At 40.3% G+C, this 20704-nt stretch carries 21 protein-coding genes; 4 read left to right on the forward strand and 17 right to left on the reverse strand.

Annotated elements, in window-relative coordinates:
* Window positions 1–4 precede the first annotated feature (4 nt).
* Window positions 5–1213, forward strand: a complete 1209-nt coding sequence (gene glpC / locus HWV00_RS15210; RefSeq protein ID WP_211682631.1) for an anaerobic glycerol-3-phosphate dehydrogenase subunit GlpC — start codon at window positions 5–7, stop codon at window positions 1211–1213.
* Between the two features lie 121 nt (window positions 1214–1334).
* On the opposite strand, the gene dbpA is transcribed toward glpC, so the two are convergent.
* On the reverse strand, window positions 1335–2729 hold the full coding sequence (dbpA, locus tag HWV00_RS15215; protein WP_211682632.1) for an ATP-dependent RNA helicase DbpA: 1395 nt from the start codon (window positions 2727–2729) through the stop codon (window positions 1335–1337).
* A 137-nt stretch (window positions 2730–2866) separates the two neighbouring features.
* The gene (locus HWV00_RS15220) at window positions 2867–3073 is read right to left on the reverse strand and encodes a cold-shock protein (RefSeq protein WP_211682634.1); all 207 of its coding nucleotides are present in this window, start codon (window positions 3071–3073) and stop codon (window positions 2867–2869) included.
* 333 nt (window positions 3074–3406) lie between these two features.
* Between HWV00_RS15220 and HWV00_RS15225 the strand changes: the two genes are divergently transcribed.
* From HWV00_RS15225 to fusA, 3 genes are all read left to right on the forward strand, one after another.
* On the forward strand, window positions 3407–4768 hold the full coding sequence (locus tag HWV00_RS15225) for a DEAD/DEAH box helicase (RefSeq protein WP_211682636.1): 1362 nt from the start codon (window positions 3407–3409) through the stop codon (window positions 4766–4768).
* A gap of 259 nt (window positions 4769–5027) precedes the next feature.
* The gene (locus HWV00_RS15230) at window positions 5028–5543 is read left to right on the forward strand and encodes a DUF3087 family protein (protein ID WP_211682638.1); all 516 of its coding nucleotides are present in this window, start codon (window positions 5028–5030) and stop codon (window positions 5541–5543) included.
* Between the two features lie 239 nt (window positions 5544–5782).
* Window positions 5783–7870, forward strand: a complete 2088-nt coding sequence (fusA, locus tag HWV00_RS15235; RefSeq protein WP_211682640.1) for an elongation factor G — start codon at window positions 5783–5785, stop codon at window positions 7868–7870.
* Window positions 7871–8135: 265 nt separating this feature from the next.
* Here fusA and HWV00_RS15240 read toward each other — a convergent pair whose 3' ends face one another.
* The 15 genes from HWV00_RS15240 to HWV00_RS15310 all read right to left on the reverse strand — a co-directional run bounded on the left by HWV00_RS15240 (window position 8136) and on the right by HWV00_RS15310 (window position 20703).
* Complete coding sequence (locus tag HWV00_RS15240) at window positions 8136–9275, reverse strand: cupin domain-containing protein (protein ID WP_211682642.1); 1140 nt, start codon at window positions 9273–9275, stop codon at window positions 8136–8138.
* Window positions 9276–9451: 176 nt separating this feature from the next.
* Complete coding sequence (ccmI, locus tag HWV00_RS15245) at window positions 9452–10720, reverse strand: c-type cytochrome biogenesis protein CcmI (protein WP_211682644.1); 1269 nt, start codon at window positions 10718–10720, stop codon at window positions 9452–9454.
* A 1-nt stretch (window position 10721) separates the two neighbouring features.
* Complete coding sequence (locus HWV00_RS15250; RefSeq protein ID WP_211682647.1) at window positions 10722–11189, reverse strand: cytochrome c-type biogenesis protein; 468 nt, start codon at window positions 11187–11189, stop codon at window positions 10722–10724.
* 9 nt (window positions 11190–11198) lie between these two features.
* Window positions 11199–11747, reverse strand: a complete 549-nt coding sequence (locus HWV00_RS15255) for a DsbE family thiol:disulfide interchange protein (protein ID WP_211682648.1) — start codon at window positions 11745–11747, stop codon at window positions 11199–11201.
* Between the two features lie 17 nt (window positions 11748–11764).
* Window positions 11765–13726, reverse strand: coding sequence for a heme lyase CcmF/NrfE family subunit (locus tag HWV00_RS15260; RefSeq protein ID WP_211682650.1), 1962 nt, complete (start codon window positions 13724–13726; stop codon window positions 11765–11767).
* Window positions 13727–13737: 11 nt separating this feature from the next.
* Window positions 13738–14217: a cytochrome c maturation protein CcmE gene (gene ccmE / locus HWV00_RS15265; protein ID WP_211682652.1), complete on the reverse strand. Its 480-nt coding sequence runs from the start codon at window positions 14215–14217 to the stop codon at window positions 13738–13740.
* Entirely contained in the window at window positions 14214–14420 is a 207-nt protein-coding gene (ccmD, locus tag HWV00_RS15270; RefSeq protein ID WP_211682654.1) for a heme exporter protein CcmD, read from the reverse strand. The genes ccmE and ccmD overlap by 4 nt, the downstream gene beginning before the upstream one ends.
* 1 nt (window position 14421) lies before the next feature.
* On the reverse strand, window positions 14422–15162 hold the full coding sequence (locus HWV00_RS15275) for a heme ABC transporter permease (protein WP_211682657.1): 741 nt from the start codon (window positions 15160–15162) through the stop codon (window positions 14422–14424).
* 86 nt (window positions 15163–15248) lie between these two features.
* Entirely contained in the window at window positions 15249–15917 is a 669-nt protein-coding gene (gene ccmB / locus HWV00_RS15280; protein ID WP_211682659.1) for a heme exporter protein CcmB, read from the reverse strand.
* A 1-nt stretch (window position 15918) separates the two neighbouring features.
* On the reverse strand, window positions 15919–16551 hold the full coding sequence (gene ccmA, locus HWV00_RS15285; RefSeq protein ID WP_211682661.1) for a cytochrome c biogenesis heme-transporting ATPase CcmA: 633 nt from the start codon (window positions 16549–16551) through the stop codon (window positions 15919–15921).
* Between the two features lie 103 nt (window positions 16552–16654).
* Window positions 16655–17068, reverse strand: coding sequence for a DUF2802 domain-containing protein (locus tag HWV00_RS15290; protein WP_211682662.1), 414 nt, complete (start codon window positions 17066–17068; stop codon window positions 16655–16657).
* 85 nt (window positions 17069–17153) lie between these two features.
* A complete protein-coding gene (locus HWV00_RS15295) occupies window positions 17154–17642 on the reverse strand; it encodes a chemotaxis protein CheW (RefSeq protein WP_198437953.1) in 489 nt (162 codons plus the stop codon).
* Between the two features lie 16 nt (window positions 17643–17658).
* The gene (locus tag HWV00_RS15300; RefSeq protein WP_211682663.1) at window positions 17659–18654 is read right to left on the reverse strand and encodes a chemotaxis protein CheW; all 996 of its coding nucleotides are present in this window, start codon (window positions 18652–18654) and stop codon (window positions 17659–17661) included.
* The gene (locus HWV00_RS15305) at window positions 18647–19435 is read right to left on the reverse strand and encodes a ParA family protein (RefSeq protein ID WP_211682664.1); all 789 of its coding nucleotides are present in this window, start codon (window positions 19433–19435) and stop codon (window positions 18647–18649) included. The genes HWV00_RS15300 and HWV00_RS15305 overlap by 8 nt, the downstream gene beginning before the upstream one ends.
* Window positions 19436–19461: 26 nt before the next feature.
* The gene (locus tag HWV00_RS15310; protein ID WP_211682665.1) at window positions 19462–20703 is read right to left on the reverse strand and encodes a chemotaxis response regulator protein-glutamate methylesterase; all 1242 of its coding nucleotides are present in this window, start codon (window positions 20701–20703) and stop codon (window positions 19462–19464) included.
* Window position 20704: the final 1 nt, after the last annotated feature.

Raw genomic sequence — 20704 nt, forward strand, 5'->3', positions numbered from 1 at the left:
TACAATGGATTTAGCATCAACACGTTTTGAAAAATGCATCAAGTGTACTATTTGCACCGTATATTGCCCTGTTGCCAAAGCTAACCCTGATTATCCAGGGCCAAAAGAATCAGGCCCAGATGGGGAGCGACTCAGAATAAAAAGCCCTGAGTATTATGACGAGGCATTAAAACTCTGCACCAACTGTAAACGTTGTGAAACAGCGTGTCCGTCCAATGTTAATGTGGGTGATATTATTGCCGTAGCTCGGGGGAAATTTGAGAAGAAAAAACTTAACCCTAAACTAATGCGTGATTACATTTTAAGTCATACCGATCTATTCGGCACATTATCTACACCTGTTGCACCTTTGGTTAACAAGATCACTGATTCGAAAATAATCAAAACCATCATGGATAAAACGGTTTCTATTGATAAGCACAAATCTTTACCTAAATACTCGTTTGGTTCATTTAGGCATTGGTATAAAAAACAAGCCGAGACTCAAGAAAAATTCGCTCGTCAAATAAGTTACTTTCACGGCTGTTATGTTAACTACAACAATCCGCAGTTGGGTAAAGATTTAATTAAAGTACTCAATGCCATGAATATTGGCGTAAAATTATTGAAGAAAGAAAAATGCTGTGGTGTACCGCTGATCGCCAATGGCTTTCATGATAAAGCGCGTAAGAATGCAGAGTTCAATGTTAAACACATGACTGACGCTGTCGAACAGTTCAATACGCCGATCTTATCGACATCATCAACGTGTTCATTGACCTTAAAACAAGAATATCCGCATGTTTTAAAAGTAGATAATAGTAAGATAAGTAATAAGCTTGAATTCATTACATCATTTATATTACGTGAGTTTATGAACGGTAATATGCCTGAATTAAAGCCCGTCAATAAAACGATTGTCTATCATACGCCGTGCCATCTAGAGCGCAGTGGCTTGGCTATTTTCACCATTGAATTGTTACGAACAATTCCTGGTTTAAATGTAATAGTACTGAATAGCGAATGCTGTGGTTCTGCTGGTACATATGGCTTTAAAAAAGAAAACTATGAAGTGTCAATGAAGATAGGTAAAGGTTTGTTTGAACAAATCAAACAGGCTGATGCAGACTTTGCAATCACAGATTGTGAAACGTGCAAATGGCAGATTGAAGAGAACTCGGACTTAGAAACTATCCATCCGGTAAGCTTATTAGCTCAGTGTTTAGCTGAATAAAATAGATTAGCGCAGTGCTTACCTCACTAATAATAAAAAGGACGCCTGCACCTTATTTACTGTAAATAGTTTACCGTAAATAAAACGCAGACGTCCTCTAAGTATTACTGAAACTTAACGATTAATCGTTAAATGAACGTACGATCCAAGCGCGGAATGTACGGCCTTTCAATTTACCTTTACCAATTTTTTGTACTGCCGCTTTCGCAACTTTGCTATCAACAGCAACATAAGCACAATGGTCAAACAGTTGGATTTTACCTACTAGCTTACCATCAATACCATCTTTACCTGTTAATGCACCTAGGATATCACCAGCACGTACTTTTTGCTTTTTACCGCCATCAATACGGATACATTCCATCGGCGGAACCATAGGTGATTCATTTAGTACACTTGCAGATGGTAATGCTTCAGGTGTGATCATACCAAAACGATCTTCTAGCTGTGCAACTTGGTAGCCTTCTTTATCATCGAATAAAGTACAAGCAAAACCTTTACTACCAGCACGACCTGTACGGCCAATACGGTGAACGTGCACTTCGCTATCGTGCGCAACGTTGAAATTAATTACCGCATCTAACGAATCAATATCCAGACCACGAGATGCAACGTCAGTAGCAACAAGAATAGAAACACTCTTCGTTGCAAAACGAACTAACGCTTGATCACGATCACGCTGCTCTAAGTCACCGTGCAGTGCGATGATGCTAAAGCCAAAGTGGCCTAATTCATCAGCAACATCTTGTACATCTTTCTTGGTGTTACAAAAGATAACCGTTGATTCAGGTTTGTGTTGTAGTAATAAACCACGCACTGTATCTAAACGCTCACCAAAGTTTTTCACTTTATAAAAATGTTGTTTGATTGAGCTATCATCATGTGTTGATGCTACTTCAACCATTGTTGGTTCTGTCATTATTTTCGATGCAATTGCTTGAATCTTTTTCGGGAACGTTGCACTGAATAATAATGTTTGACGATCACTTGGCGCTTTTTCAACAATCGCGTCTAGTGCATCTTGGAAGCCCATTTCTAACATACGATCAGCTTCATCAAGCACAAATGTTGTTAGATTATCTAATCGTAACGAGCCCTTGTTTAAGTGATCTAATACGCGACCAGGCGTACCAACAATAATGTGTGCACCGTGTTCTAATGAACCGATTTGTGGGCCAAATGGCATACCACCACACAATGTAAGTACTTTAATGTTGTGAATACCACGTGCAAGTTTACGCACTTCTTTCGCTACTTGGTCAGCAAGTTCACGTGTAGGGCAAAGTACTAATGTTTGAATACGGAAACGTTCTACGTTCAAACGTTGCAGTAAACCTAAACCAAAAGCGGCTGTTTTACCTGAACCAGTTTTACCTTGGCCAATAACATCTTTACCTTCAAGAATAGTCGGTAAGCTTTGTGCTTGGATTGGTGTCATTTCGGTATAACCGAGAGTCTCCAGATTAGAAACGAGTTCTGGACGTAAATTTAGAGATGAAAAATTAGTTTGGCTCACAGTAAATACCCTTCGTGGTTATTGGAGATAAAACAAAAAGGGCAAGCTCCGAAGAACATGCCCTTTATACTTAAACTTTTCGACTTATCATCAATCCATTTAAGTTAACAATCTTAGTGACTATTAATTCAGAAGAATTAAAGTACTACGATGTTTTCCGCTTGAGGACCTTTTTGGCCATCAGTAACGTTGAATTCAACTTTTTGGTTTTCTAAAAGTGTACGGAAACCGTCACTTTGGATAGCGCTGAAGTGAGCGAACACGTCAGGGCCGTTTTCTTGTTGAATGAAACCGAAACCTTTAGTTTCGTTGAACCATTTTACTGTACCTACGATTTTAGACATAATTGTAATCCTATTATGATAGTAATTTAAGTGGCATAACGCCGGTGTTGCTGGAAGTGTTACTACTTACTTATGATCAAACAGGACGAGGTACTAAAAAAAACTTCGAAATGGAATTCATTCATAAAACTAACCTTAAAGCTGTGGTGGATTATATAGATTTAAGATCCAGTGTCAACACCGTTATACCTCATTCATTATATAAGTTAACTATAATTAACCTGTTTGCACTTAAGCAACCTATCATGTACCCTGCAGCACCGCTGTTATACTAAGCACTAGCAGATAGTATTAGCACATAAGATAGCAACCACATAAATAAAGAGACACTATATGAGTTTTACCGACCTCGGTTTATCCGCTCCAATCCTAAAAGCTGTAGCAGAAAAAGGCTACGACACACCATCGCCAATTCAGGCGCAAGCAATACCAGCTGTATTGTCAGGTAAGGACGTAATGGCAGCGGCACAAACAGGGACAGGTAAAACAGCTGGTTTTACTCTACCTATTTTAGAAAAACTAAGCCAAGGTGAACGTCCGCGTGCTAATCAAGTACGTACATTAATCTTAACGCCGACACGTGAACTTGCAGCGCAAATCGCCGAGAACGTAGAAGTATATAGCAAGCATTTACGTTTAACGTCAACGGTTGTATTTGGTGGCGTTAAAATTAACCCACAAATGATGCGTTTACGTCGTGGTGTCGATATCTTAGTAGCAACACCGGGTCGTTTATTAGATTTATACAATCAAAAAGCAGTACGTTTTAACCAATTAGAAATCCTCGTGTTAGATGAAGCAGACCGTATGCTTGACATGGGCTTCCTACGCGATATTCGTAAAATCTTAGCCGTATTACCGAAAAAACGTCAAAACCTATTATTCTCAGCAACTTTCTCTGACGATATTCGCCAACTTGCGAAAGGCTTAATCAACGATCCTGTTGAAATCTCAGTAACACCACGTAATGCAGCGGCTAAATCTGTTGAACAATGGATGCATCCAGTTGATAAGAAGAAAAAACCGCTTCTATTAACACACCTGATTAAAGAGAACGATTGGAAACAGGTATTGGTGTTTACCAAAACTAAACACGGTGCAAACAAGTTAACTAAACACTTGGAAGAGCAAGGCATCAACGCTGCAGCAATTCACGGTAACAAGAGTCAAGGCGCTCGTACTAAAGCACTGGCTAACTTCAAGTCTGGCGCAGTAAGAGCACTTGTTGCAACGGATATTGCGGCACGTGGTATCGATATTGATCAATTACCACAAGTTGTTAACTTTGAACTACCAAACGTACCTGAAGATTATGTTCACCGTATTGGTCGTACAGGTCGTGCAGGCGCAGAAGGTACTGCAATCTCGTTAGTTTGTCATGACGAATTAAAAGAACTTATCGCAATTGAACAGTTAACGCAGAAGCACCTTGAACGTGTTGTTGTCGATGGCTTTGCACCAATGGATTCATTCCCGACAACACCGGGTATTCGTCCGCCAAAAGAGAAAAAAGCAAAGAAACCAAAAGCTGAACACCAAGATGGTCAACGCTCTGGTGAAAACGCTCGTGGTCACAAGCCTGCAAGTAAAAACCGCCGTCACACAGGTCCACGCAGTGAAGTAAACCCATCAGCAAACAAAGGCAACCGTCGTCGCCCAGCTGGTTCTGCAAATAAAACGAGCAACAACGCTTAAGTGATTACTTATAATAAGCGCTGAATATAGTTAGTGCTTATCTATACATAATTTTATGCGCATTGTCTTTAGTCATAAAGTCGATGCGCTTTACTACCCCACTTCATTAATACCTGTCTCGCCCTGCTAAATTAATTATTGCCGACTCAAGATATTAGCAATTACTTTACATTAATTTAATCATTAATCTCTGGTTAACATTATTATTTACGCGCTTATTTGTTAGAATATTCACTCTTCATTAAAGAGCGGAAAGTAAATGAAATTACAACAGATAGACAAAGTTCGTTATCGTAAACACCTCAATATGGCAAGCGTTGTAGCTACCGCTGTTTTAATTGTTTTTGCATTAATTTATGGTCAAATTTTAATTCACTTTTTTGCCCCTGCTGATGGCAATAATTTTAAACTCAATTTAGTCGGTGTTATTCTTGGTGTCATTAGCTTGTTAATGGTATTTAACCTTGTTCGCCATCATCCTTACTTAACCGAAGTGATGTATGTTTGGGATCTTAAACAAGCAAACAATCAAATTTACCGTAAACTTCACCACATCAAATCTGCCTTAAGTGAAAGTGACAATACCAATATTGATGCTATCACTATCCTGAATTACTATTACGCCGCATCAAAGCAGCAATACAATTTAGATAACAATACATTAACGATGGAAAGTTTAACGGCAGACATCGCCAAGTTAGATAATCTCATTGCAGAACGTAATTTGAGCATTACCCCGGACGATTACAATCCAAGCTTATTAAAGCAGTTTTAAATCACGTTATTAATCCGTCTATAAAAACAGGCATGGCTATAATTACAGCTGTTTTTAGAATTAAAACCTAAGATCTTGACTGCCTGTTCGATTTTTATAACCTTAATGCGAATTTATTATATCGAAATGAAAAAAAACACCATAAATGCCGCCTTATAGCCTGCTAGCTCTTTTTTGTTCTCAAAAAAACGTGATATACTCCGCGCGAATCTTTAAATAAATAAATTATAGAGAACATAATGGCAGATTTATCTAAATACAGAAATATCGGTATCTTCGCTCACGTTGATGCTGGTAAAACAACAACAACTGAACGTATCCTAAAACTTACTGGTCAGATCCACAAAACTGGTGAAGTTCATGACGGTGAATCAACTACAGATTTCATGGAACAGGAAGCTGAGCGCGGTATTACTATTCAGTCAGCAGCTGTAACTTGCTTCTGGGATAATCACCGTTTTAACGTAATCGATACTCCTGGACACGTTGACTTCACAGTAGAAGTTTACCGTTCACTTAAAGTACTTGATGGCGGTATCGGTGTATTCTGTGGTTCTGGTGGTGTTGAACCGCAATCAGAAACTAACTGGCGTTATGCGAATGACTCAGAAGTTGCTCGTATCATCTTCGTAAACAAATTAGACCGTATGGGTGCTGATTTTTACCGCGTTGTTAAGCAAACTCAAGACGTACTAGATGCTAACCCACTAGTTATGGTTCTACCAATCGGTATCGAAGACGATTTCGTTGGTGTTGTTGACCTTCTAACTCGTAAAGCATACGTTTGGGATGAAACTGGTCTTCCAGAAAACTACAAAATCGAAGATGTTCCTGCGGACATGGCTGATAAAGTAGAAGAATACCGTGAAATGCTAATCGAAACTGCTGTAGAGCAAGACGATGACCTAATGGAAGCTTACATGGAAGGTACTGAACCTTCTCTAGAAGAAATCAAACGTTGTATCCGTAAAGGTACACGTACAATGGACTTCTTCCCAACTTACTGTGGTTCAGCATTCAAGAACAAAGGTATGCAACTAATTCTTGACGCTGTAGTAGATTACCTACCAAGCCCAACGGACGTTGATCCTCAACCGCTTACGGATGAAGAAGGCGAACCAACTGGTAAATTTGCACTTGTTTCAACTGAAGAAACTTTCAAAGCGCTAGCATTCAAAATCTCTGATGACCGTTTCGGTGCACTTACTTTCGTTCGTATCTACTCAGGTACGTTGAAGAAAGGTGATACGATCCTTAACGCTGCTACAGGTAAAACTGAGCGTGTTGGCCGTATGTGTGAAATGCAAGCTGATGACCGTAATGAATTAACTAGCGCACAAGCTGGTGACATCATCGCGATCGTAGGTATGAAAGGTAACGTTCAAACTGGTCACACTCTATGTGATCCGAAAGATCCTATCATCCTAGAAGCTATGGTATTCCCAGAACCAGTAATCTCTATCTCTGTAACTCCAAAAGATAAAGGTTCTACTGAGAAAATGGGTATTGCGATCGGTAAAATGGTTGCTGAAGATCCAACTTTCAAAGTTGAAACTGACCAAGATTCAGGCGAAACAATCCTTTCAGGTATGGGTGAACTTCACCTAGACATTAAGGTTGATATCCTTAAGCGTACATACGGCGTTGAACTAGTTGTTGGTGCTCCTCAGGTTGCTTACCGTGAAACTATTACTCAAGAAATTGAAGATAGCTACACGCATAAGAAACAGTCTGGTGGTAGTGGTCAATTCGGTAAGATCGATTACCGTATCAAGCCAGGTGAACCAGGTTCAGGTTTCGTATTCTCATCATCTGTTGTTGGTGGTAACGTTCCTAAAGAATTCTTCCCAGCTGTTGAAAAAGGCTTCAAGAGCCTTATGGACACTGGTGTTCTAGCTGGTTTCCCAGTACTAGACGTTGAAATCGAACTATTCGATGGTGGCTTCCACGCAGTGGATTCATCAGCAGTAGCATTCGAACTTGCTGCACGTGGTGCATTCCGTCAGTCTATCCCTAAAGCTGGCGCACAGTTAATCGAACCAATCATGAAAGTTGACGTATTCACGCCAGACGATCACGTTGGTGACGTAATTGGTGACCTTAACCGTCGTCGTGGTATGATCGCTGGTCAAGACGCTGGTAACACTGGTGTTCGTATTAAAGCTGACGTACCTCTTTCAGAAATGTTTGGTTACATCGGTTCACTACGTACAATGACATCTGGTCGTGGTCAGTTCTCTATGGAGTTCTCACACTACAACCCTTGTCCAGCTAACGTAGCTGAAGCAGTAATTGCTAAAGTTAAAGAAGAAAACGCTAAAAAATAAGTAATTATTTTTAGTTAATCTTCTAACCCCAGTTATGCAAATAGCTGGGGTTATTTTTTGCCTGAAAAACAATAAATGCCCTTCTCGCTGCTCCCTGCTTAGTTGACAATATTTCACCTCTTTTCTTATCCCTCCTTCTACTAGCTGAACGATTACCACTGCGGCTAAATTACAGACAAAAAAAAGCACCAAGACCATCAAGCCTTAGTGCTATTACTTTTTACTAGCTAATGCTTATTAACTCACGCTAACAGCACATTAACCGTTACTCAAAGTGCCAGTAACCTAAATTAACCCATTCAATCAATTGCTGACCAAATGCTTTATCTTTCATTAATACTTCAAGTTCTTTAGCTGACTGCTCAGTGGTGTTACATAGCGTTTGTACACTTGCTGCAATACTTGCATCGAAATCATAACGCTCGCCATCAATGAAACAGCTCGTTGGCATTTCAGGAAAGTATAATGTCTTCAGTCCGTTTACTTTTCGTAAGTAAGACTCCATACCGATTTCATCAATTACGATCGCGTAGTCAGCAATGTAGCCACCTTCTGGTGCAACTAAATCCAGTTCGTGTGCTGATTCACTGTAATGACGGCCAAGGAAATCATGCATAACGCTTTTATCTGCCATTAATGACGTCATGATGTCTGTTAGACCTTGCACTTCACTTGCTTCAATTGAGCCATGCTCTGCGCGAGGTTGTAATTTTGGATCGCTATAACGAACAAACTCTTTGTCTTGTTGTAATAGATAATCACCAAAATCATTTAACAGTTCTTTCTGATCTTGCGCGCGGAAACCAACAGAGTAGTTAATCGCTTCGCCAACAGCATAACCTTCATGCGGTGCATAAGGTGGGATATAAAGAATATCGCCTGGTTCTAATACCGTATCAATAACCGCATCAAACGCTTCACAGTGCTTCAGTGCACCATTTGCAGCAAACTCTTGTGGATTCATATCTTGAGCACCAACACGCCAATGACGCTTGCCTAGGCCTTGAATAATGAATACACAATAACGGTCTACATGCGGACCTACGCCACCTGTATTAGTACTATAAGAAACCATTAAGTCATCAAAGCGCCAGCTTGGAATGAAGTTAAAGGTATTCGCTAATTCAGCCGAAGGTTCATGCCAATGGTTGATCGCTTGTACTAAGATAGCTGAACCATCTTGTTCCATACGTTCAAACTCAATGAAAGGACCACATGCAGCCTGCCACTTGTCTTCTTCACGCCATACCATGCGCGATGTGATTTCTTCTTCCATTGCTAAACCAGCAATTTCATCCGGGCTAATTGGATCGACAAAATCCTTGAATCCAGCTTTAATCAACAGTGGTTTTTTCTGCCAATAGTTTTGCATGAAGTCATCAAGATCAAGATTTAGTTTATACATAGTCAACCCGCATTTAATAATCGAAGAATAGAGCGCGTATCATAGGTATTTTCATGATAATAGCAACAAAAAAAGCCCTGTGGATATTACATAACGTAATTTCCCCAGGGCTTAAAACAAGTGCTTATTAACAAGCGCTAACATCGTGTTACAAAGTTAGTAACACACTCATTAAATTAACGACTTAAATTAAGCGTCACTGAACGTGCATCGCCTTCATTAATCGTCACAATATTAGAGTTAATATCATCATCTTTTGTCGTTACATCCGCATCTTGAGAAAGCTTAGCACTCACTTTAATCGATGGGAATTGTGACATCTTCATCTGTGCCATCATCGCATCACTATCTGATAGTGTGATAGTTAATGGGAAGGTAGGATTGATGAGACGCTTAACAGCCAATGGCGCTTTAGGGCCAGCAGCTGCCTGGACGTAAACGAACAAATAACCTTTAAGTTCAGCTTGCTCAGCAGTAATCGTGATCGTCACTTGCTCATTACCCGCTGGTGCTTCGTTTGCAGCTGCCGCAGGACGGTTATCAGTTGCAGCATCAGCTACCGTTGGTGCAGTACCACCTTTCGCTTCAATCTGTTTTCTTGCGTATTCAATACTACCTTGAATCATTTCGATACGATCAGGTTGGCCAGCAAGTAACGGTAACATACGTTGCCATTGCTCGATTGCACCAAGATAGTCTTGATTTTCTAACGCCATGAACGCTGACGTCGATAATACTTCAATATCCCCCGGCTTCTCTTTCTTAAGATCCATCAGAATCTTGCGCGCTAAGTTATTTTGTTCTGGATCATCGCTCAGCATTAATGCCTGCGCATAACCAGTCACGATTGATGTGTTCATTGGTGCCAGTTTATAAGCACGGTCCATCGCAATGAATGCCGCATTTGAATCACCCAAGGCAACGTTTAAGCGACCCAGTAATAACCAACCAAATTCATTATCTGGTTCAGCCATCATCTTGGTACTTAATGCCAGTTTAAAGTCAGAGATCTCTTGATCTGTTACTTTATCACCTTCATTCATTACGCGGTCAGTTAGCTCTGGCAAACGAGAATATACGTCTTGCCAATTCGTCACTTTTTCACTTGCACCTAACATAAGATATGCCGATACAGAGAAAACAACTAAGAACACCAAACCCGAAATCCAGATGAATGGTGAGTTAGCTTTATTTACTGCTATCGCTTTCTCATCTACAACATCATCTAATAGACCACGTTGCATTTCATCAATAAACTCTTCGCTTTTGTCTAACAAACCTTGGTCTTCATCGTCAGCTAATTCGCTAATACGACTTTTATAAAGGTCTTTGTTTAATTGATCACGTGTTGCACCTGTTAGCTTGCTTTCACCACTAACTGGGATAACAAATGCCAGTGCGGCAACCATCATCAATAAAATACTTACTATCCAAAATAACAACATGCTATTTCTCGCTATCCTTTAGAATTTTGGCCAAGCGGTTTTTCTCCGCACTCGTTAACTCATCATCGTTATCATCAGTCGCGATTCTACTTTTACGACGACTATTGCGAACAATAATGATGCCACCAAATAACACAAATAGACCAGGGCCAACCCACAGGATGGCAGTCCCTAGTGTTACAGGTGGTTTATATAAAACAAAGTTGCCAAATCGGTCAATCCAGTAAGTCACGATCTCATCTTCGTTCTTACCTTCAATCACCATATTGTAGGTTTTTTGACGCATATCTTTTGCTATCGAGGCATTCGAATCAGCAAGGTTATTGTTTTGACATTTAGGGCAACGTAATTCTGCCGTTAATGTTCTAAACAAAGCTTCTTGTTCCGCTGTCTCAAAGTCGTAGACATCAATAACCGCCGCAACACTGAAACTGAGCATTAAAGTCATTAATACGAATATTTTTTTCATCTTAAATCCTTATTTCAACTGCTCATAAACAGCTTTTAGTTCACCATTCCAATTACGCGGATTAATATCACCTACGTGCTTGTATTGAATAATGCCTTTGCTGTCGATGAAGAAGGTTTCAGGTGCACCGTAAACGCCCAAGTCAAGACCGAGCATCCCATCAGGATCATAAAGACTGATCTTATATGGGTTATCTAGCTCTTCTAACCATCTGAGTGCTTTTTTGCGATCATCTTTATAGTTCATGCCAACAATGTAAACACCATCTTCAGCAAGTTCATTTAAGTACTTATGCTCGGCGTAACACGTTGGGCACCACGTTGCCCATACATTTAACAACATAGGTTTACCTGATAACACACTTTTATCGTGTTGCAGTTCAGGCTCAACTAAATCGTTTAATGCAAACTCGGGAACAGGTCGACCAATAAAGGTCGACTCTAAAACGGTAGCGTCACGAAATAAGCCAATGTAAAGGAAAATAGACACACATAAAAATACGATTAAGGGTATTAGTCGTGTCATTAACTGTTTCTTTTTTTTCACATCATTAGTCATTATCTTTGTCCTAATTATTACGCTTTCGCTACGCGTTTATTCACAAAACGGTAACGGCGATCAGATACAGCTAATAAACCACCGATAGACATGACTAAGCCACCCCACCAAATGAAACGAATGAACGGTTCGTAATAGATACGAATTGCCCATGAATCATCTGCTAACTGCTCACCTAATGCGATATAAAGGTCGCGTGTTACGCCCCAATCAATCGCGGCTTCAGTCATAGGCATACTACGTTGTGCGAAGTAGCTACGTTTTTCAGCGTGCATGACAGTTTCAAACTTACCGTTTTTACTGATATTAAATACCGCTTTATAACCTTCATAGTTCGAACCATTGGCTTCACCAATACGTTCAAATTCGAATAAGTAATCAGCAAAGACGACTTCATCGCCCGGTACCATACGTATGTCTTTTTCGATTTTGTAGTTCTGAGTTGCAGAAATACCAATCAACATCATTGCAAGACCAACGTGACCTAATACCATAGCCCAATGGCTACGACCAAGTTTCGTTAAGCCAGAAGTAAAGCTATGACGGTGAGTCGCACGTATATAGACTTCGATAGCGCTGGTTATGATCACCCAGAATGCTAATGCAAAACCAACTACGGCAACAATTTTGATCTTATCAGCAAAGATTGCAGGTAGTGCAACCGCTAATGCAATACTTACCACAGCACTTACCGCTAACTGGATAAACAACGGACGTAAGTCTGACTCTTGCTTCTTCCAACGTAATAACGGTGCGATACCCAGTGCAATTCCAAACGGGATCATGATGTAGAAGAAGATATTATTAAAGAATGGTACACCGATTGAAATCGAGCCCATACCAAGTTCTTTATGTACTAACGGTAACAATGTACCAATCAGTACCACTAATAGCGCAGCAATTAATAATACGTTGTTCACCAACAAGAAGGTTTCTCGAGAGAACAAACTGTATTTACCACGGCTCTTAATCTCTGAACCTTTCACTGCGTAAAGTAGTAATGAACCACCAACAACCGCAATTAAGAAGGCAAGAATAAACAGACCACGAGCAGGATCAGAGGCAAAAGCATGCACCGATACCAATACACCTGAACGTACTAAGAACGTACCTAACAGGCTTAAACTAAATGCCGAAATCGATAATAGTACTGTCCATGATTTAAATACACCACGCTTCTCACTAACAGCTAATGAGTGAATAAGTGCTGTACCTGCAAGCCAAGGCATAAATGATGAATTTTCTACTGGATCCCAGAACCACCAACCACCCCAGCCGAGTTCATAATAAGCCCACCAACTACCCAGTGCGATACCCGCAGTTAGGAATACCCAAGCAACTAGCGTCCAAGGACGAGACCAACGCGCCCATGCAGAATCAAGGCGACCCGCCATCAATGCCGCAATAGCAAAAGCAAATGCAACAGAGAAACCAACATAGCCCATGTACAGCATAGGTGGATGGAAAATCAAACCTACGTCTTGAAGCAGTGGGTTTAAGTCATTACCATCAAGTGGTAAATAAGGTAGCGTACGATCAAACGGATTTGACGTTAACAAGATAAACAAGTTAAAACCAATCGCAATCATACCCATCACTGCAAGCACGCGAGCCAGTGCAACCTTTGGAATACCACGACTAAATACCGCAACAGCAGCAGTCCAAATAGCTAAGGTCAAAGACCAAAGCAATAACGACCCTTCATGACCACCCCATACAGCAGAAATCTTATACCGCAATGGAAGCAATGTATTAGAGTTAGTTGCGATATAGCCAACTGAAAAATCATCAATTGCAAATGAGTACGTTAATACTGCAAATGCAACACTCATTAGCACGAATTGCATAATAGCTAATGGTTTAGCACTATTAATCATCCCAGGATGATTAATTTTCGCGCCTATAAGTGGATAAATTGCCAGCAAAAACGACAATGCCGTTGCGACAATTAAACTAAAATGTCCAATCTCAGGGATCATTACAAACTACCTTATTTGGTTTCGTTTCCGTATTCTGGTTTCATATGCTTAATACCTTTAATTGCTTCTGCAACTTCAGGTGGCATATATTCTTCGTCATGTTTCGCAAGAACTTCAGATGCGGCAATAACATTTGCCGACTTTAATACGCCCTGCGCCACAATACCTTGCCCTTCACGGAATAAATCTGGCAAGATACCTTCGTATTCCAATGTAACCAAGCCGCCTTCGTCATCACTTAAGACAAAGCTAACTTTAAGGTCATCCATATTACGTTTTACTGAACCAGGCATCACTAAGCCACCAATACGTAAACGCTGGCCAATTTCCGGTTTAATTTTATCGTCACCTAAACCATTAACAAGTTGGCTTGGTGTATAGAATAAATCAATGTTCTGCTTCAATGCATAAAGAACAAGACCTGTCACACTGCCTAAGCCTAGGATAATGACAAGCGCAATCGATAAGCGTTTTTTACGTCTTGGGGTCATAGAGTATTCTCCATTTTTTCAGCTGCACGCATTCGTTGAATACGCTGGTGCTTATTTTTAATTTCGTTAATGATTTGGCGACGTTTAACAATTGTAGCAACGGTTAATGAGCCTAAAGTCAGTATGCTAAAACCAACTGCAAGCCAGACATAAAAACCATAACCACCCATTGCTAAAAAAGCAGAAAAGCTATCAAACTGCATGTTACTTGTCCTCGATAAATAATTTTTTCACCCAAGGTCTGTGCGACTCACGGGTAATTAACTCATTTCTAAAGCGCATCAAGGTCAACGTGCCAAACAGTAAACCGAAGCCTAATAAGTTAATCAGTAATGGCCATAACATATCTGTATCCATCGATGGTTTATCGAATTTACTGATAGTGGCTTTTTGATGTAATGTGTTCCACCACTCCACAGAATAGTGAATAATAGGCAAATTAATGACACCGACTAAAGCAAGTATGCCGGCAGCACGTCCCGCTAATATTTTGTCACTAAACGCACCATAAATAGCGATAACACCAAGGTATAAAAACAATAGAATGAGTTCAGATGTTAAACGTGCATCCCATACCCACCAAGCACCCCACATAGGTTTACCCCATACTGCGCCAGTGAATAATGCGATTGCTGTAAATACTGCGCCAATCGGTGCAATTGCAGCGACAGCCATATCAGCCATCTTTAACTGCCAGACCAAACCAATAAAGGCAGCAATTGCCATACTCAAATATGCACCCATAGATAATGATGCAGCTGGTACATGAAGATAAATAATGCGGAAGCTATCGCCTTGTTGGTAATCGGCTGGTGCGAATACAAAGCCCCAAACCATTCCGATCGTCAATGATATGACACTAAATAGTGCAAACCAAGGCAGCATTTTACCGGCTAAGTGATAACTTTTTTCTGCTTTTGCGTAAGGATGGAGCCATTTCCACATATTAAACTCTCTACATAAATAACGGCTCAATTATATGAACCTAAACAATGATTGAAACTAACTTTACTTATCTTTAACTAATACATTTAACTCAAGCTAACTCGCAATGAGGCAGCGATTGCAAACGGTGAAAAAGTGACCGAAGCAGCGAGCATTGCGGCTAAAATAGCCACGGGGCCAGAGTAAGACACACCAAAACTGGCTGCATCAATCGCACTGGTAGCGAAGATCAATACCGGTATAAATAGCGGTAAAATAAGCAGGCTCAGTAACACGCCTCCTTTACGTAAACCAACCGTTAGCGCGACACCAATCGCACCAACAAAACTAAGTACAGGCGTACCCAATAACAAAGTAATAAACGTGGCAATAAAGGTATTAGTATCGAGTGATAAAAATACCGCTAATAAAGGCGATACAAATAAAATAGGTAATCCGGTTAATAACCAATGCGCGACAACTTTAGCGGTCACAATTACGCCTAGCGGAGTCGTCGTCAACATCAACTGTTCTAACGAACCATCTAAGAAATCATCACGGAATAAGCGTTCCATCGACAACAATGCCGATAATAATGCAGCAACCCAGATAACGCCCGGTGCAATACGCAATAACAAATTCGGCTCAGGACCAATCCCTAATGGGAATAATGTAATAACGATGATAAAAAACCAGAGTGGATTTAAAATATCTGATTTACGACGAAAAGCAGTAATCAACTCACGCTTTATCACCTGTATAAAAACAGCAAACATATTAATACTCAGTTAAGTGTTGACGGGTTAAGGTGATCTTACGTAAGCGTCCCGCAGAAAATTGCAGGTCTTGGTGTGTCGTAAGAATAACGCTGCCACCGTTATCTGCGTGGGCGAGGAATAAATTTTCTAATACTTTAACGCCGTTTTTATCAATGGCAGTAAAAGGTTCATCAAGTATCCACAACTTCTTATCTGACAGCCATAAACGTGCTAATGCAATGCGACGCTGTTGCCCTGCAGAAAGGTGACAAGCTAATTGGTCTTCGTAACCAGCAAGACCCACTTGTGCTAGCGCATCCCACACTTTCTCTTTCGCGACAGGTTTATGCATCGCATGGTAGAAGAATAGATTTTCAAATGCAGTCAATTCTGCTTTTACGCCAGGTAAATGACCAAGATAGAGTAAGTCTTGATGGTAGCTTTCTCGATCTTCTAATGTATCGATTTGCTGCCAGCTAATATGACCATCTGCGGGAGATGATAGGCCAGCTAGCAAACGCAGTAAACTGGTTTTACCTACGCCGTTAGGGCCTTCAATTTGAATTATCTCACCGGTAGAAACGGTGAAACTAAGATCTGAGAACAACACGTTATCTTCACGAATACAGCTTAACTTAGCAACTTCTAACATACTTTTCGATTCTTTCAGTATCAACCTGCAAGAATGTTAACATATTCCAGCTTTAAGCATAATTAAGCAACATCAATTACAATGCAAATATAACCAATTTAAGTTATTTTTTATGGAAACTTAGTAATAATTCTGCTTCTGCGCGTGGTAGTTCGCACTCACGCATGATTTCTTCAAGGCTTGCACCAAGCTCAACAAGTTTCACTGCTCGCGTATAAAAACGGCTATCAGGGTCTTGCTGCTCCTGTGTTGTCATCTCTTCTTTCATTTCATCTTGCTGAAATTTCGTTTGCTGTAACTCAGAAGCCACACCTTTAATTGCACCACCAAGATTAATGTTTGAAGTACTGACTTCAATGATTCGTTTCTGCAGTGAATCTCTTGATTTCGATAAGTCTTTAAGCAATAAACTATGCGTTGTTTGTAGTTTTGTTAACTTCCGAAATAATACAACACAGCCAATAACAGCAGCAATCGCGACAATAAGCGCAACGCCAGACAAAATCAAAGCAAGCATATTGAATCCTTCAATAAAATAGCAATTAAAAAAGCACTGTAACAATCATTACAGTGCTTTTCTAGATAGGAACAAGGAATTAAGTTTATAAACCGCTTAATTCGTCCCATTCGTCATCACTCAAAAACTTATTAAGATCAACAAGAATAAGTAGCTCGCCTTCACGGTTTGATACACCTTGGATGAACTTAGCACTTTCGTCAGTACCTACATTCGGTGCCATATCAATTTCTGAAGAACGTAAATAAACCACTTCAGCAACACCATCAACTAGAATACCAATGACTTGTTTTTCAGCTTCGATGATAACGATACGTGAATTTTCGCTTACTTCAGATGGCATTAAACCAAAACGTACGCGCGTATCAATAACAGTGACAACATTACCACGTAAATTAATAATACCGATCACGTAGTTTGGCGCACCCGGTACTGGGGCAATTTCTGTGTAACGCAGTACTTCTTGTACTTGCATTACGTTTACACCGTAGACTTCATTCTCTAATTTGAATGTAACCCATTGCAGTACTTCATCTTCAGCTACATTTTCCACTAGGTTTCGAGACTGGCTCATGTTTTATTTCCTTCTACTATTGCCCATGAATATTGATGCCATTATCCAGCAATTTAATCATTTCGGTTACGTGTAATAATACGCACATGCGTGATTTCACCATGCCAGCTAACCAAGGTCGGCTGCCAGGCGTGCTTCGCCATTTAATATCATTACTACTTAAAGTTTCTGTACCATGCAGGCTTTCACAGCCTAGTACCCAATTCGACTCACTTAACTGGATCTGATATTTATAATCTATCTCGCCCATATTCTGTTCCGGCATCACCCATTGCGCAGTATCGACAACACTTAGCTTTTGCTCTCGGTGTTGCATAATACCTAAATACCAATCTGGTTTACCAAATAAGCTATTCACAGTCTCGATTTGATGAATACCACCAAGCTCTGTTAATGGAACAGCAAAAATAACCCCAGCAACCTCAAAAAATAATGCTTGAAAATGTTCTTCTAGTTCAATATTTTTCCATTCAGGTTCTGCGTCAATACTCTCTTCTAATTCTGGTTCAGCGACTGATTCAGCCGTTGGTGTCGATGTAGTTTCAATATCAGGTATTGCGATGCTTTCAGATACACTCGCGACAATCACCTCATCTTCAACAATCGTAATATCTTGTGTTGTGACTTCGAGTTCATGGTGAATAGCGTCAGTCACAATATCTGTCGCGACGACTTCAATCGCTTCGTCTAATGCCATCTCGACTGCTGGTTTTTCATTATCTAATAATGACAAATCAATATCAGCAAGATCTATATCAATAACAGAACCGAGTAATTGATCCAAGTCTGTTAATGAACCTGAACCATCAGGTTCAGGTATTTTATAATCACTTTGCAATATAGGCGCAGGTTCAACCAACTGTAGTTTTAAGCTTGACTCCAAATCAGGAACAAAAGCCATCGGTTGTTCCACGATCTCTTTTTCAACCTGTAGTGGTTCTTCTGCAACAGGTTCCGATAGCATAGATGAAAAATAATCATCCAACGCAGAATGTCGTTTGTATTTATCCATACATGCGGTCCTGTTTCGCTTCAACCAACAAGTCTTGTAATAATGCCGAATAAGCAGCAACGCCTCGACTGCTTCGAGTATACATTGATGGTGGCATATGTTTTAAGCTGGCATTTCTAAACTGTGTATCCACAGGAATGACTGCTCGCCAGACATTTTGACTATAATTTTGCTGCAGCGTCTGTAACGACACAAGCGATGCTTTAGTTCGGCGATCAAACATCGTTGGTATCACCGTATACTTAAATTTATTCGCACAACTACGCTGCATAATTTCAAAGGTTTTTACCATTCGGTCTAAACCTTTTAACGCTAAAAACTCCGTTTGCACTGGCACTAAGATACGATCGCTACTTGCCAACGCGTTCACCATCATCACCCCTAATACAGGTGGGCAATCAATGATGACATAATCATAATCACCAGCAACTAACGTGATAATATTTTTTAATATCAGTCCCATGCCATCTCGATGCCCTAAGGTACGATCTAATGTGGCAAGTGACATTGTCGCCGGTAATAAATTAATACCATTATAAGGTGTTTCTATCGTCGCATTATGAACAAGTTCAGCATCAAGCGTTGGCGCTACAAAAAGATCAAATAATCCAACAGTCAAATCATCACTTTCGTAATTCAAATAACTGGTTAATGACGCATGGGGATCCGTATCAATTAATAATACCCGCTGCCCCTGCTCTGCCAGCAAACCTGCTAAAGTAATTGCAGTGGTCGTTTTCCCTACCCCACCTTTTTGATTAGCAACTGTCCAAACTTTCAACTTTACCCTACCTTGTCCGCTTGCCGCTATCGGCAGCCAACTTCAATATTAATGCGTTCTGCAATTTGGTCTAGATTAACTTGTTCATCAGCTAACCCAGCGTTAACAATTGCTTGAGGCATACCATAAACAACACAAGACTGTGCATCTTGCGCCCATATCGTACTGCCTTTTTGTTTTAATAATTTAGCGCCATCACGACCATCTGCACCCATTCCTGTTAACACTATCGCTAATACTTTATCGCGATATGACTGAGCAGCAGAACCAAATGTAATATCAACACTCGGCTTATAATTAATACCAGCAGGACTTTCCATTACCTTTAATGTTAATCCACCGGCTTTATTTTCAATCAGAACTTGTTTACCGCCTGGGGCTAAGTAAGCGACACCTGGTTGTAAACGATCGCCATGCTGTGCTTCTTTTACTGTAATTTGGCATAATGTATTCAATCGCGCTGCAAACGCTGACGTAAACGTGGCAGGCATATGCTGAATTAACAAAATTGGCAGAGGAAAATCACGGCGTAACGGTGTTAACACATTTTGTAATGCAACAGGACCACCTGTCGAAGAACCGATTGCCAATAAGTTGTATTTTTTACCTGATGCACGTTTAATCACGCGACTTGGCGTAGCCAAAACACGAGGTTCTGGTTTTGTGTTCTCAACATGAGATACATGCCTAGCGTCCAGCGTGTTCGCCGTATTCAGTCGGCTCGACTCTAAACTTGGGCGTGAAATCGTCGTATTTAGACGATTTTCAGACGTTGCAGTACGAACAGTCGAATTAGCAATTGTATTTATTGCTGGCTTTACGATGCTTGACTGCGAACTTAACGTGCTACGAGGTGTTCTTAATGAGCCTCTACGCTTACTTATTTCTTTAATGTTCTGTTGCAGTAATCGAACAGCATCCGCTTTATCTTTAGCAATATCTTCAAACTTTTTAGGTAAGAAGTTAGCCGCACCTGCTTCTAATGCTTCAAGCGTTGACTTAGCACCTTGGTGAGTCAATGATGAAAACATTAAAATGGGTGTTGGCGTGTCTTTCATAATCGCTTTCACCGCTGAAATCCCATCAAGTACAGGCATTTCAATATCCATCGTAATTACATCCGGACGTAACAGCTTTGCTTTCGTGATGGCCTCTTCACCATTTTTAGCAGTATCAATAACTTCCATCTCTGGATCTGCATTAATGATTTCACTTACTCTACGTCTGAAAAAACTAGAGTCATCAACGACTAAAACCTTTATTTTCATC

It is taken from the genome of Moritella sp. 24, assembly GCF_018219155.1.
Classification (GTDB): domain Bacteria; phylum Pseudomonadota; class Gammaproteobacteria; order Enterobacterales; family Moritellaceae; genus Moritella.

Coding starts and splice junctions, on each gene's coding strand:
- ccmB (WP_211682659.1), bottom strand. CDS start 15,917: ATGTTTGCTGTTTTTATACAGGTGATAAAGCGTGAGTTGATTACTGCT.
- ccmI (WP_211682644.1), bottom strand. CDS start 10,720: ATGTTGTTATTTTGGATAGTAAGTATTTTATTGATGATGGTTGCCGCA.
- HWV00_RS15275 (WP_211682657.1), bottom strand. CDS start 15,162: ATGTGGAAATGGCTCCATCCTTACGCAAAAGCAGAAAAAAGTTATCAC.
- HWV00_RS15225 (WP_211682636.1), top strand. CDS start 3,407: ATGAGTTTTACCGACCTCGGTTTATCCGCTCCAATCCTAAAAGCTGTA.
- HWV00_RS15295 (WP_198437953.1), bottom strand. CDS start 17,642: ATGAGCCAGTCTCGAAACCTAGTGGAAAATGTAGCTGAAGATGAAGTA.
- HWV00_RS15250 (WP_211682647.1), bottom strand. CDS start 11,189: ATGAAAAAAATATTCGTATTAATGACTTTAATGCTCAGTTTCAGTGTT.
- fusA (WP_211682640.1), top strand. CDS start 5,783: ATGGCAGATTTATCTAAATACAGAAATATCGGTATCTTCGCTCACGTT.
- HWV00_RS15290 (WP_211682662.1), bottom strand. CDS start 17,068: ATGCTTGCTTTGATTTTGTCTGGCGTTGCGCTTATTGTCGCGATTGCT.
- HWV00_RS15310 (WP_211682665.1), bottom strand. CDS start 20,703: ATGAAAATAAAGGTTTTAGTCGTTGATGACTCTAGTTTTTTCAGACGT.
- HWV00_RS15300 (WP_211682663.1), bottom strand. CDS start 18,654: ATGGATAAATACAAACGACATTCTGCGTTGGATGATTATTTTTCATCT.
- HWV00_RS15255 (WP_211682648.1), bottom strand. CDS start 11,747: ATGACTAATGATGTGAAAAAAAAGAAACAGTTAATGACACGACTAATA.
- HWV00_RS15260 (WP_211682650.1), bottom strand. CDS start 13,726: ATGATCCCTGAGATTGGACATTTTAGTTTAATTGTCGCAACGGCATTG.
- ccmE (WP_211682652.1), bottom strand. CDS start 14,217: ATGACCCCAAGACGTAAAAAACGCTTATCGATTGCGCTTGTCATTATC.
- ccmD (WP_211682654.1), bottom strand. CDS start 14,420: ATGCAGTTTGATAGCTTTTCTGCTTTTTTAGCAATGGGTGGTTATGGT.
- HWV00_RS15230 (WP_211682638.1), top strand. CDS start 5,028: ATGAAATTACAACAGATAGACAAAGTTCGTTATCGTAAACACCTCAAT.
- ccmA (WP_211682661.1), bottom strand. CDS start 16,551: ATGTTAGAAGTTGCTAAGTTAAGCTGTATTCGTGAAGATAACGTGTTG.
- glpC (WP_211682631.1), top strand. CDS start 5: ATGGATTTAGCATCAACACGTTTTGAAAAATGCATCAAGTGTACTATT.
- HWV00_RS15240 (WP_211682642.1), bottom strand. CDS start 9,275: ATGTATAAACTAAATCTTGATCTTGATGACTTCATGCAAAACTATTGG.
- HWV00_RS15220 (WP_211682634.1), bottom strand. CDS start 3,073: ATGTCTAAAATCGTAGGTACAGTAAAATGGTTCAACGAAACTAAAGGT.